This is a genomic window from Novosphingobium sp. ERW19 (assembly GCF_012641315.1).
Classification (GTDB): Bacteria; Pseudomonadota; Alphaproteobacteria; order Sphingomonadales; family Sphingomonadaceae; genus Novosphingobium.
Map to the genome: position 1 here is coordinate 88287 of NZ_JABAIC010000006.1, position 12605 is coordinate 100891.

The 12605-nt window shown below is 64.8% G+C and carries 13 protein-coding genes; 4 read left to right on the top strand and 9 right to left on the bottom strand.

Annotated features, from left to right (window positions below; all coding sequences use genetic code 11):
- Nucleotides 1–144 precede the first annotated feature (144 nt).
- Both HGI46_RS13005 and HGI46_RS13010 read left to right on the top strand, forming a co-directional pair.
- Nucleotides 145–1098 (top strand): alpha/beta hydrolase, encoded by a 954-nt coding sequence (locus tag HGI46_RS13005; protein WP_168904552.1) that lies wholly within the window; start codon nucleotides 145–147, stop codon nucleotides 1096–1098.
- A complete protein-coding gene (locus tag HGI46_RS13010) occupies nucleotides 1095–1580 on the top strand; it encodes an RNA pyrophosphohydrolase (protein WP_118073649.1) in 486 nt (161 codons plus the stop codon). Before HGI46_RS13005 ends, HGI46_RS13010 begins: the two co-directional genes overlap by 4 nt.
- A 12-nt stretch (nucleotides 1581–1592) precedes the next feature.
- On the opposite strand, the gene HGI46_RS13015 is transcribed toward HGI46_RS13010, so the two are convergent.
- From HGI46_RS13015 to HGI46_RS13035, 5 genes are all read right to left on the bottom strand, one after another.
- Nucleotides 1593–2099 (bottom strand): tetratricopeptide repeat protein, encoded by a 507-nt coding sequence (locus tag HGI46_RS13015; protein WP_240946750.1) that lies wholly within the window; start codon nucleotides 2097–2099, stop codon nucleotides 1593–1595.
- A 66-nt stretch (nucleotides 2100–2165) separates the two neighbouring features.
- Nucleotides 2166–3353 carry an RsmB/NOP family class I SAM-dependent RNA methyltransferase gene (locus HGI46_RS13020; protein ID WP_168904554.1) on the bottom strand — a complete coding sequence of 396 codons (1188 nt, stop codon included), beginning with the start codon at nucleotides 3351–3353 and terminating at the stop codon, nucleotides 2166–2168.
- Nucleotides 3354–3363: 10 nt separating this feature from the next.
- Entirely contained in the window at nucleotides 3364–4821 is a 1458-nt protein-coding gene (gene guaB, locus HGI46_RS13025) for an IMP dehydrogenase (protein WP_168904555.1), read from the bottom strand.
- A gap of 91 nt (nucleotides 4822–4912) precedes the next feature.
- Nucleotides 4913–6445: a M28 family peptidase gene (locus HGI46_RS13030; RefSeq protein ID WP_240946751.1), complete on the bottom strand. Its 1533-nt coding sequence runs from the start codon at nucleotides 6443–6445 to the stop codon at nucleotides 4913–4915.
- A 118-nt stretch (nucleotides 6446–6563) separates the two neighbouring features.
- Nucleotides 6564–7349 carry a 3-hydroxybutyrate dehydrogenase gene (locus HGI46_RS13035; RefSeq protein WP_168904556.1) on the bottom strand — a complete coding sequence of 262 codons (786 nt, stop codon included), beginning with the start codon at nucleotides 7347–7349 and terminating at the stop codon, nucleotides 6564–6566.
- 95 nt (nucleotides 7350–7444) lie between these two features.
- On the opposite strand from HGI46_RS13035, the gene HGI46_RS13040 reads away from it, so the two are divergent.
- Nucleotides 7445–8302, top strand: coding sequence for a neutral zinc metallopeptidase (locus HGI46_RS13040; RefSeq protein WP_168904557.1), 858 nt, complete (start codon nucleotides 7445–7447; stop codon nucleotides 8300–8302).
- Nucleotides 8303–8377: 75 nt separating this feature from the next.
- Complete coding sequence (locus tag HGI46_RS13045) at nucleotides 8378–9052, top strand: hypothetical protein (protein WP_206065721.1); 675 nt, start codon at nucleotides 8378–8380, stop codon at nucleotides 9050–9052.
- A 24-nt stretch (nucleotides 9053–9076) separates the two neighbouring features.
- On the opposite strand, the gene HGI46_RS22125 is transcribed toward HGI46_RS13045, so the two are convergent.
- The 4 genes from HGI46_RS22125 to sdhC all read right to left on the bottom strand — a co-directional run bounded on the left by HGI46_RS22125 (nucleotide 9077) and on the right by sdhC (nucleotide 12585).
- Nucleotides 9077–9799 carry a hypothetical protein gene (locus tag HGI46_RS22125; RefSeq protein WP_240946752.1) on the bottom strand — a complete coding sequence of 241 codons (723 nt, stop codon included), beginning with the start codon at nucleotides 9797–9799 and terminating at the stop codon, nucleotides 9077–9079.
- Between the two features lie 123 nt (nucleotides 9800–9922).
- Complete coding sequence (sdhA, locus tag HGI46_RS13060) at nucleotides 9923–11734, bottom strand: succinate dehydrogenase flavoprotein subunit (protein ID WP_118073644.1); 1812 nt, start codon at nucleotides 11732–11734, stop codon at nucleotides 9923–9925.
- 3 nt (nucleotides 11735–11737) lie between these two features.
- Entirely contained in the window at nucleotides 11738–12121 is a 384-nt protein-coding gene (gene sdhD, locus HGI46_RS13065; RefSeq protein ID WP_168904559.1) for a succinate dehydrogenase, hydrophobic membrane anchor protein, read from the bottom strand.
- Nucleotides 12122–12159: 38 nt separating this feature from the next.
- Nucleotides 12160–12585, bottom strand: a complete 426-nt coding sequence (gene sdhC / locus HGI46_RS13070; protein ID WP_168904560.1) for a succinate dehydrogenase, cytochrome b556 subunit — start codon at nucleotides 12583–12585, stop codon at nucleotides 12160–12162.
- Nucleotides 12586–12605: the final 20 nt, after the last annotated feature.

Here is a 12605-nt window from a genome sequence, read left to right on the forward strand (position 1 = left end):
TGTTCCGTTCGCAAAGAAGAAAATCTGCGCAGGGCGAAAAATCCTCCTGCGCTCTTGATTCCGATCCCGCTTGCCAGTCAAGTTGCAAAAGCCAACTTACCACGGTGTTTATAACGAATCCTGTTTGCGGGACGAGGAACTGTCATGACCGATCAGAAAACCCACTACGTGCGCCCCGACGTTCAAGCCTTCCTGGGCTTCCTCAACAGCACCGATGCCCCGCCGATGAGCCAGATGGGTCTGGAGGCTGCGCGCGCCAGTTACATTGCGATGGGTCAACTCGCCGAAGCCGATCCGCGCGAACTTGCCGTGATCCGCGACCTGACCTGCCCCGGCCCGGCAGGTGACATTCCGCTGCGCCTTTATGACCTGCGCGAAACGCGCGAGGCAGGGCCTGCGGTGGTGTTCTTCCACGGCGGCGGCTTCGTAATCGGCGATCTCGACAGCCACCACAGCCTGTGCACCGAAATCGCGGCAGAACTCGATCTGCCGGTGATCGCGGTGGACTATCGCCTCGCGCCCGAACACCCCTTCCCTGCCGCACCCGACGATTGCGAGGCGGCAGCGCGCTGGATCGCCGCGAACTCGGCCACACTGGGGCGCGAGATCACCGGCCTTATCCCGATGGGCGACAGTGCGGGCGGCAATCTCACGATCGTCGTCACGCAGGCGCTGGTCGAAAGCCCCGCTGCGGTTCCTGTGATCATGCAGGTGCCGATCTACCCCCTGTCCGACGACAAGCCCGATCACCAGTCGTTCCTCGATTTCGCCGAAGGCTTCCTGCTGACGTCGGACTCGATGAACTGGTTCGCCAACGCCTACCAGGCCGTCACCGGCCACAAGCGCGCCTATCCGATCTATGGCGAGCACTCGACCACGCCGCCGACGGTGCTAGTGACGGCAGGCCTCGATCCGATTCGCGACAGCGGGCGGGTCTATGGCGCGGAACTCATCCGGTCTGGAGCAGAAGTCGTCTTTCTTGAAATGAAAGGGACGATCCACGGGTTTACGCAGGTACGCAAGGCGATCCCGAGCGCGCAGGCCGACATGCAGTCGATCTTCAAGGCGGTTCGGCTGCTATTGGAAAGGTTGAAATGAACGACGAATTTGCCGGGCTTCCCTACCGTCCCTGCGTCGGTGTCATGCTTGTGAACAGCGCCGGGCGCGTGTTCGTGGGCAAGCGGATCGACAACAAGGAAATGGACGCCTGGCAGATGCCGCAGGGCGGGATCGACGATGGCGAGGACCTCCACGCCGCGGCCCTGCGCGAGTTGCAGGAGGAGACCGGCGTCGCCTCCCACCTCGTGACCATCATCGCCGAAACGCGCGACGAACTGCTCTATGACCTGCCCGATTTCCTGATGGGCAAGATGTGGGGCGGCAAGTTCCGCGGCCAGCGCCAGAAGTGGCTGCTGATGCGCTTTTCGGGCGAAGACACCGACATCGACCTCAATGCCCATGAACATGCCGAGTTCGAGGCGTGGCGCTGGGTCGAGCCCGAGCAGGTTCCGGAACTGATCGTGCCGTTCAAGAAGCGCGTCTATCGCCAGGTCGTCGAGGAATTCCGCAACCTGATCTGACAGGTCACCGAGTCAGTTCGTCTCGACCTTCTCGGCCGGGATCACGGCTTCGGCGGAGACGACCTTCTTGGCCGGACCGCGCGCGATGGCGGCGGAGAGTTCTGCGGTTTCGGCGCAGCTCTTGCCGCACAGGCCCTCTAGCCGGGTCAGGTTGCGCCGGGCCTTTTCGAGAGCGCCCTTCTCTACCATTGCGCCGCCCTCGCCGGAAATGGCGACAACGTTGTTGGGATCGCGTTCAAGCACCTGGCGATAATAGTGGATCGCCTTGCCCTGCAGCCCATCGCGGCGGGCGGCATCGGCCAGCGCCAAGAGCGCAGGATTGCTGGCGGGGTCGATAGCCAAGGCCGCTTCGAAGCTGTCCGTCGCGGCCGAAACATCACCCTTGGCGAGCGCGGCGCGGCCATCCTTGAGCAGCACTTCGACGCGGGGATCGGCAGCCGCCGAGTTCTTCGCCACGCCCATGCTACCGGTCACGCCCACGACAAGCGACAGAGCGAGGGCAATGGGGGCGTAACGCATCAGCAGCTCCTTGGTCCGGTTACCTTGGGAAGGACCATCATTGAATGAACCCGCGTCCATGACGCTTCAGTTAACACGGCTTACGAGCGTTGCGAAGAAAAACCCGTCAGTGCCATCCCCAAAGGGCGTAAGCCGCCAGCCGCGCCCGCGCGCCCGGCCCGCAGGCAGCGGCGGCAGCGCGACATCCCAGCCCGGATTGGACGAAAGGAAGGCCTCGATCCGGTCCGCACCCTCGGCATCGAGCAGCGAGCAGACCACATAGGTAAGCCGACCGCCCGGCCTTACCAGCGATGCCCCGATATCGAGCACATTGGCCTGCATCGCACGGTAGCGCTCGATCGCCTTCGCATCGAGCCGCCAGCGCGCCTCCGGATTGCGTCGCCAGGTACCCGTGCCCGAACAGGGCGCGTCAATCATCACCGCATCGGCCCGGTCCTGCCAGTCGGCCAGCATTTCCGCCTCGCGCCCCGGATTGAGCAGGCGCGTCTCGACCAGCACCCCGGCGCGCGCGGCGCGCTCCGGCAGGCGCGACAGGCGCGGGCGATCGATGTCACAGGCGAGCAGCTTGCCGCGATTGGCCATCGCCGCGCCGAGCGAGAGCGTCTTGCCCCCTGCCCCGGCACACAGGTCCACCACCGCTTCGCCGGGCTGCACGCCGAGCGCCATGCAGGCGATCTGGCTTCCGGCGTCCTGCACCTCGAACAGCCCCTCGGCGAACTCGGGCCAGGATTCGACGGCCGTGCCCGAGGGCAGCCGCAAGCCCTGCGGCGCGACCGTTGGCTCTGCCTCGACCGGCAGGCGCGGACGCATCTCGTCGCGCGTGGTCTTAAGGACGTTGGCCCGGATATCGAGCGGCGCCCTTCCCAGCAGCGCGGCCTGTTCCTGATCATCAAGGCCAGAAGCGGCGAGCTGTTGCGCCAGCCACGCCGGCGCAACGCCACCGATCGCCACTGGCTCGCCTGCCTCGATCGGCGCAGGCCCATAGTTCGATCCATCGAACAACCCGGCCAGCGCCGCGTCCGCTTGCGCCAGACGCAGCATTGCGGCGCGCCCCGACACCGGCACTTCGCCGCATGCCCGGATCGCGCTCCACACCAGTTCGCGAATGGCGCGACGGTCCTTCGAGCCGACATAACGCCGCGCCCGGAACCAGTCCGCCGCGATACGGTCAGCCGAGGCACCCTGCCCGCGCGCCGCCGCGATCACCGCATCAAGCAGGTCGATCGCGGCCTGAACCCGCGCCGCAGGCGTCATTCACAGATCCTCAGCCAACCTTGTAGTTCGGCGCCTCGCGCGTGATCGTCACGTCGTGGACGTGGCTTTCGCGAAGCCCGGCGTTGGTGATGCGCACGAACTGCGCGCGCTTGCGCAGGTCCTCGATCGTGCGGCTGCCGGTGTAGCCCATCGCGGCCTTCACGCCGCCGACAAGCTGGTGGACCACGTCCTTGGCCGGTCCCTTGTAGGGCACCTGGCCTTCGATGCCCTCGGGCACCAGCTTCATCTGGTCCTTGATGTCCTGCTGGAAGTAACGGTCAGCCGAGCCGCGCGCCATCGCGCCGACCGAGCCCATGCCGCGGTACGACTTGTAGGCGCGGCCCTGATAGAGAAACGTCTCGCCCGGGGCTTCCTCGGTGCCGGCCAGCATCGAGCCGATCATCACCGAGCTGGCGCCGGCGGCAAGCGCCTTGGCCGCATCGCCGGAGGTGCGCAGTCCGCCATCGGCAATGACCGGAACGCCCGACTTTTCGGCTTCCTCGGCGCATTCCATCACGGCGGTAAGCTGCGGCACGCCAACGCCCGCGACGATGCGCGTGGTGCAGATCGAACCGGGGCCAATGCCGACCTTCACGCCATCCGCACCTGCATCGATCAGCGAGCGGGTGGCTTCGGCCGTGGCCACGTTGCCGGCGATCACCTGGACCGAATTCGACAGCTTCTTGGCCGCCTCAACGGCGCGGGCGACGTCACGGTTGTGGCCGTGCGCGGTGTCGATGATAACGACGTCGCACTCGGCCTCGACCAGCGCCTGCGTGCGCAGCAGGCCCTTTTCGCCCACTGTGGTGGCAGCGGCGACGCGCAGGCGGCCGGCAGCGTCCTTGGTGGCATCCGGGAAGGTCACGGCCTTCTCGATGTCCTTGACCGTGATCAGGCCGATGCACTTGAACGCATCGTCAACCACCAGCAGCTTCTCGATCCGGCGCTGGTGCAGCAGGCGGCGCGCATCGTCACCGCTGGCGCCGAGCTTTACTGTGGCAAGATTTTCGTGCGTCATCAGTTCGCGCACCGGCTGCTGCGGATTGTCGGCGAAGCGCACATCGCGGTTGGTGAGGATGCCGACCAGCTTGCCCGAAGCCTCGACCACGGGAATTCCGCTGATCTTGTGCTGGCGCATCAGGGCCTGAGCCTCACCCAGCGGTGCATCGGGCGAAATGGTGATCGGATTGACGACCATGCCGCTTTCGAAACGCTTGACCGCGCGGACCGCAGCGCACTGCTCTTCGATCGAGAGGTTGCGGTGGAGCACGCCGATGCCGCCCAGCTGCGCCATGACGATCGCCATGTCGGCCTCGGTCACGGTGTCCATCGCCGAGGAAAGGACCGGAATGTTGAGATTGATGCCGCGGGTCAGGCGCGTGCGCGTATCGGCCATCGATGGCACGATATCCGACTCGGCAGGACGCAGCAGCACGTCGTCGAAGGTAAGGCCGAGAGGGATATCCATGATGCGCGCCACTTCCAAAGGTCCGGGGAGATTCGTGGCGGCCCATGTAAACAGGAAGGGGCGGTTCCGCTAGGGGGTTTGGTTCCCGAATTCAGGGCCGTCTTGCAGGCGCCGCCGAACCACGTGCCGGGTAGCGCTTCGGATCGGCAAAGGCGCGGATCAGTTCGACCTGCAGGTTCACGTCATCAGCCATCCCGGCATAGTCGATCCACGGCCCCGGCTGGTCGCTGGGACGATGATAGGTATCCTCCATGAAGCGCTCGGTCCGCTCCATGTCACCGTAGGAATTGCTGACCATCACCGCCGGTACATCGTGCTGCATCAGGATGAAGCTGTCCTGCCGCCGGATATAGGCGTTCGCTCCCTCCCCTGCGGCAAGCTTGCGCTTCATGCGCTTGACGACATCGGCAATCAGCGGGTCGAGCGGGGTCAGCCCCTTGCCGACCACGCCGATCGGCCCGCCTGGCGGGACCAGCCCGGTGCTGTCGACATTGAACGCCGCCACGAACCGATCGAGCGGGATCGGCGGGTTTTCGGCAAAGGCCATCGCGCCGAGCAGGCCAAGTTCCTCCCCGGTAGTTGCGAGGAAATAGACGTCGCGCTCCAGCGGTTTGCCGCGTGAGAGGATGCGCGCGGTCTCGGTGAGGACAGCGAGGCCCGATGCATTGTCGATCGCGCCGTTGCAGATCACGTCCTCGGCCGGCGCGCTGCCGCATTCGCCGAAATGGTCCCAATGCGCCATCATCAAGACCGCCCCAGCCGAAGGATTGCGGCCTTCCAGCTTGCCGATCAGGTTGTGGGTCTTGATCCGGGTCTCGCGGCTGGTCGCCTCGAAAGTGCCGGATATGCCGAGAAGATAAGGGGAAAAGTCTGCTGCCCGGGCATCTGCCTGAAGCCTGGCCACGGTCGGCCGTGTCGTCCCTGCGAGCAGCGCCTCGGCCGTTGCGGGCGACAGGAATGCCTCGATCTCACTACCGATTCTCTCCCCTGCCACGGCGTAGCCGGCGCGGCGTCGGCGGGCGATCACGTCCTCCAGGCCCCGCTCATCATCAAGAACGGTGACAACCGCGAGGGCACCGGCATCAAGCAACCGCCCAGCGCGATCGCCTGCCCGCTCTCGCGCAAGGCCCTCCGGCAGGCTGTCGAGCATCACGGCGATCCGCCCGGCCAGTTCGGCGCGCGCGGTGACGGGTGACGTGGCTTGCCCGACGAACACCAGCGGCGCATCCTGCACAAGGCTGCGCAGGCCCGACGTCACCACGAACACGCTGTCGGCCGGCAGGTTCACCCGCTTGCGGCCACGCATGAAGCTGGCGCGTGACAGCACCGGCTCACGTTCTACCAGTTCGACCGGGGCGAACCAGCCATTGCCAGGCATGTTGGTCCCGGCAGACAGGCCGATGTCGAACCACTGACGCGCGAGATAGCGCAGCGTCTTGGTTTCACCCTCGGTGCCCGGTTCGCGTCCATCGAAGGCGTCGCTCGCCAAGGTCTCGACATGGCTCTTGAGCGCGATTTCCACCGGGCCGGGCTTCTTCGGCGCCGGCCGCGCGGAGACGAGGAGCAGCGCGCCGAGGACCAAGGCCCCCCGTATCGCCATCGTGCTGCCCCCGTAACGCTTCATCGCCGACCCCACACGTCTCGTCGCAGACCCTTGCTCTCAAAAGCAGGAGCGCGGCGCAAGTTCCCAATTGGGGCGTGGATGATGAACAGAACTTTACATAGGAGGTGGTGGTTGCCCTTTATTGCGCCACCCAGCCACCATCGACGTTGTAATTCGCGCCGGTGATGTTGCGCGCTTCGTGGCGGCACAGGAACAGCGCGAGCGCTGCGCAATCTTCCGGCTGGACGAACTGCTTGGTGGGTTGCCGCTCCAGCAGGACATCGTTGATGACCTGTTCGCGCGTCAGGCCCCTCGCCTTCATCGTGTCGGGAATCTGGTTTTCGACCAGAGGCGTCCAGACATAGCCGGGGCTGATGCAGTTCGCGGTCACGCCGTCGGTTGCAAGTTCCAGTGCAAGCGTCTTGGTCAGCCCGGCAACGCCATGCTTGGCCGCAACGTAGGCGGCCTTGTAGGGCGATGCCGTGAGCGAATGCGCCGAGGCGGTGAACAGGATGCGGCCCCAGCCCTTGGCCTTCATGCCGGGAATGCACAGGCGGCAGGCGTCGAACGCGGCCGTGAGGTTGAGCGCGATGATCGTGTCCCATTTATCGACCGGGAATGATTCGACCGGTGCGACGTGCTGCATTCCGGCGTTGTTGATCAGGATGTCGACCGCGCCAAACTCCGCGAGCGCGGTGGCGACCATCGCTTCGGTGCCTTCGCGCTTCGTCAGGTCGCCCGCGGCAAAGATCGCCCGGCCGCCGCTTGCAGCGGCAAGTTCTTCGCATAGCGCCTTGATCTGTTCGGCATCACCGAAGCCATTGAGAACAATGTCCGCACCTTCTGCAGCCAGCGCCCGCGCATAGGCGAGGCCGATGCCCGAGGTGGAGCCGGTGATGAGCGCGCACTTGCCCTTCAGGAACATTCGATTACTCCGAGGTTTCTGGATGGATTGATCGCGCTGGCATCGCGGGCGGCTCGCCGCTTGTCCAGTCGCAAACGCAAAAAAGGGGATTGCCCATGCGGCTCGACGATTTCGACAGTTCCATCAATGTCCAGGACCAGCGCGGCGGCGGCGGCTTTCCCTTTGGGGGCGGCGGCAAGGTCGGTTGCGGTTCGATCGTGATTGCGCTGATCGCGGCGGTGGTGTTCGGGGTGGACCCGATGCAGATGCTCGGTTCGATGCAGCAGGGTCAGATGTCGGCACCGGTCGAGCAGCAAGGCGGCACGTCGCTTGCCGAAAGCTGCACGGTCAACGAATTCAGCAAGGAAAGCTGCAATGCACTGTCCTCGCTCAACAAGACCTGGGGGCCGCTGTTCCAGCAAGCCAATATACCGTTCGAAGCCCCGACGCTGGTGTTCTACTCGCAGAATGGCCGCTCCGGCTGCGGCGCGGCGCAGAGCGCCATGGGGCCGTTCTATTGCCCGAGCGACAGCGGTATCTATATCGACACCGATTTCTATACGGAAATGGACCGGCAGATGGGCGCCGGCGGGGACTTTGCCCGCGTCTACGTGATGGCACACGAGTATGGCCACCATATCCAGAGCCTGCTCGGCACTTCGGCGAAGGTGCGGCAGTTGCAAAGCCAGAGCCCGAGCCAGGCCAACCGCTATTCGGTGGCGCTCGAGCTTCAGGCCGATTGTTACGCCGGGGTCTGGGCAGGCCGCAACCGCGACCGTATCGAAGCGGGCGACATCGAGGAAGGGATGCGCGCGGCGCACCAGATCGGCGACGACACGCTGATGAAGGCCGCTGGCCGCCGCCCGGTCGAGGACGCGTTCACCCATGGCAGCGCGGCGCAGCGGATGCAGTGGCTGCGCAAGGGCCTGGAAACAGCCGACGAGGATCAGTGCGACACCTTTGCCGCGCTATAGTCGAAAGCCGTTAACATTAATTCATGGAACAGAAAGCCGGGCCGTGGCTTCATACTGCTAAACGGGGAGCAGCAAATGAAGTTTACCAAGGCCCTTCGGTTCGCAACGATACTGCCTTGCACGCTCGTCATTGCCTTTCCTGTCGCCGCACAGACTGCGGTTTCGGAGGAAAAGGTGACGGCGGGCGATGTTGTTACAAAGCCCTTGTCCGACCTCAACATCAAGAAGGACGAAGTGCCGGACATCCTCATCGCCGCGCGACAGAAGCCTTATGATCTTGCCGGCATGCGCAAGTGCCCTGCGATCGCGGCAGAGGTCACCAAGCTCGATGCTGTCTTGGGCGATGACATCGACGTGGCGCGCGACGATGGCAATTCGACGCTCAAGATGGGCAACATCGCCAAGTCGCTGGTCGGCTCGCTGATCCCGTTCGGTGGCGTAATCCGCGAAATCAGCGGAGCCAACGCCCAGCAGCGCAAGTGGAACGAGGCGATTTACGCAGGGTCGGTGCGCCGCGCCTATCTCAAGGGCGTGGGCGAACAGCGCGGGTGCAAGTATCCGGCGCGTGCGGCAAGCCCCAAGGACGTTTCAGCCCTGTGGTCCGCGCGTGAAGCGGCCGAGGCCAAGGCCGAAAGCGACAAGAAGGCCGACAGCAAGAAGGACGACGACAAGAAGTCGTCAAAATCGAAGTCGGGCAACGCCGATCCGATCCGCTTCGAAAGCAAGCCAGTCGTCCAGAAGGCTGACTGACAGCCAACCACGACCCGCTACTGTTCAGCCTTTGGCCTTGAGTTTGGCCATTTCAGCGTCGAGTTCCTCAAGCACCTGCTTGCGGATCTTGTCTGACAGCGTCTTGTCGCGGGCGATTTCCTCGCGCGCCTGACGAATGCCGGCGAGCGCTTCGGCCATGGCATGCTTCTCGATGTCTGCCTCATTACCGCAAGTGCGGATCCGCACGCGGGTGACCTTGCCGTCGTTTTCTTCGGAAGCGTCGACGTTGGCGTAGGCATTCTTGCCCCGGCAATGCGGCCCGTCCTCGGAAACGATGTCGGTCACGCCTTCGGTTTCGCCGTCGATCACGATGACGCGCTGTATACGGCGCTCGCCCTTGCCGGCGAGCGGCGGGGCCGGAGGCATGGGCGGAACGGGCGGAATGCTTGCCTCGGCGCGGGCGATCTTGGCCTCCACGTCGACATCCGACATGGGCTTGTCGCTCTTGAACACAAAGGTCTTGCCATCGCGAGTGACGGTGCGGACGTAGTCCTGTCCATCCGCGCCGCCATGCCTTTCGACGATGACGATTTGCTGCCCCATGCCCGGCGCAGGCGGCGCTGGCGGTGCAGGAGGTGACGGCGGAGCCGGAGGTGCGGGTGGCGCGGGCGGAGCCGGTGGCGTCGGCATGTCCGTCATGCCTTGGGCCATCGCGCCCGCCGCGCTGACGATCAGGGCAGCCCCTGCAATCAAGGCCCACTTCGCACGCTTGGTACCAATGTTCATCGAACTGCCTCCCCAGGCTGCCCGTCGTGCGGGCCAGAAATGACTGATGCCGGAGTATTCCTACCCCGGCATCACATCATTCAATGATCGACAAACGTCTGGCCCTGTTGGACCAGCGTCAGGTCAGTACACGCGCTTCTTCGGCTTGATGTACTCGACGTCGTCGGTCAGCGTGTATTCGTGGACCGGGCGGTAGTCGAGGCGGACCTCGCCGCCCTTGCCGCCCCAGCCATTGAACCAGGCTGCGGTGTGCTTCATCCACTCGGCATCGTTGCGATCGGGGAAATCCTCGTGCGCATGCGCGCCGCGGCTTTCCTTGCGGTTGTAGGCCGAATGCATGGTGACCGAAGCCTGGCTGATCAGGTTGTCCAGCTCGAGCGTCTCGACAAGGTCCGAGTTCCAGATCAGCGAACGGTCGGACACGTGAATGTCTTCCATGCGCTTGTAGGTGTTGGCAAGCTTGACCTTGCCTTCGGCCATCAGCTCGTCGGTGCGGAACACCGCGGCGTGGGCCGACATCGTGCGCTGCATCTCGACGCGAACCTCGGCCGTAGGCGAGCCGCCCTTGGCATGGCGGAAGTGATCGAGGCGGGTCAGCGCGAGGTCCGCGCTGTCCTTGGGCAGCGAGTTGTGCGACGTGCCCGGCTTGATCAGTTCCTTGAGGCGCAGGCCGGTGGCGCGGCCGAATACGACAAGGTCGATCAGGGAGTTCGAGCCGAGGCGGTTGGCGCCATGGACCGAAACGCAGGCCGCTTCACCCACCGCGAACAGGCCGGGGACGACCGTTTCGGGGTTGCCGTCAGCACCGATGGTGACCACTTCGCCGTGGTAGTTACAGGGGATGCCACCCATGTTGTAGTGGACGGTCGGAACCACCGGCAGCGGCTGGCGGGTCAGGTCGACACCGGCGAAGATCTTGCCGCTTTCGGTGATGCCCGGCAGACGCTCGGCCAGGACGCCTGCATCGATGTGATCGAGGTGCAGGTAGATGTGGTCCTTGTGCGGGCCAACGCCGCGGCCTTCGCGGATTTCCATCGCCATCGATCGCGAGACGACGTCACGCGAGGCGAGGTCCTTGGCCGAGGGAGCATAGCGTTCCATGAAGCGCTCGCCCTCGGAGTTGGTGAGATAACCGCCCTCGCCGCGCGCGCCTTCGGTGATCAGCACGCCTGCGCCGTAGATGCCGGTCGGGTGGAACTGCACGAATTCCATGTCTTGCAGCGGGAGCCCTGCGCGCAGGACCATGCCGCCGCCGTCACCGGTGCAGGTGTGAGCCGAGGTAGCCGTGAAGTACGAACGGCCGTAACCGCCGGTTGCCAGCACGACCGCGTGGCTGCGGAAGCGGTGGATCGAGCCATCGTCCATGCACAGCGCGATCACGCCACGGCATTCACCGTTCTCCATGATCAGATCGATCGCGAAGTATTCGATGAAGAAGTCCGCGTCGTACTTCAGCGACTGCTGATACAGCGCGTGAAGCATCGCGTGGCCGGTACGGTCAGCTGCGGCGCAGGTGCGCTGCACCGGCGGGCCTTCGCCCATGTTCTGCATGTGGCCGCCGAACGGGCGCTGGTAGATCGTGCCTTCGGGATTGCGGCTGAACGGCACGCCGGCGTGCTCGAGTTCATAGACCGCAGCCGGCGCTTCGCGCACCATGTATTCGATGGCGTCCTGGTCACCCAGCCAGTCCGACCCCTTGACGGTGTCGTACATGTGCCAGGTCCAGTGATCGGGCGAGTTGTTGCCGAGCGAGGCGGCGATGCCGCCCTGCGCCGCCACGGTGTGCGAGCGGGTCGGGAAGACCTTGGTGATGCAGGCGGTGCGCAGGCCGGCCTGGGCCGAACCCATGGTGGCGCGCAGGCCCGAACCGCCGGCACCGACGACGACAGTGTCGTAGGTGTGGTCGATGATCTTGTAGGCAGGCTGAGTCGTCATGTCTTATGCGCCCCCGAGCGCAATGCGCAGAACCGAAAGGATGCCGAAGGCAGCAGCCGCAAAGGGCACTGCATTGACCAGAAGCCAGGCGGCGATCTTGCCGCCCTCTTCATGGACATAATCCTCGAGCATGACCTGCACGCCCATACGGGCATGAGTGAAGGTGTTGATCATGATCAGGATCAGCGCGATCGACGGCAGCGGACGGGCGACCCAACCACGCACGGTGGCGTATGTGTAGTCAGGCAGCAGCGCGAGGCTGACGATCAGGAACGGAATCAGGACGAGATTGCCGACCGCGGTGAGGCGCGCGGTGAGCCAGTGATGCGTGCCTTCGTGGCTGGAACCCAGCCCGCGAACGCGACCGATGGAGGTGCCGTTACCCATGGGAGTAAGCCTTCCTTGCTTGAAGTTCGTGCCGGCGCTCAGCGCAGCAGCACGAAGGCCCAGAATGCGATGGTAAGAAGGACCGAGATGACGATTGTCAGGCTCGACCAGCGGGCGTTGGTTTCCAGCTCGTACCCGGCACCCACATCGAGGATCAGGTGGCGGATACCCGATGCGGCGTGCTGGAAGAAGGCCCAGGTCAGGCCGACAAGCACGATCTTGCCGAGAATCGCCGTGACCGTCTGCAGGCCGCCGCCGGTGCCGAGCCACACGTAATCGAGGAAGGTCTGATAGGCCGAAGCCCCGCTTGCCAGCGCACCGATCCACCACAGCAGAAGCCCCAGGCCCGCGAACGCAAGGCCGTTGCCGGTGATGCGGTGCAGGATCGAAACCAGCATGGCCGGGCCCCAGCGCCAGATCTGGAGATGCGGAGAAATCGGCCGTGCCTTGCGCGCCTGCGCCATGAACATACCCCCTCGACTAG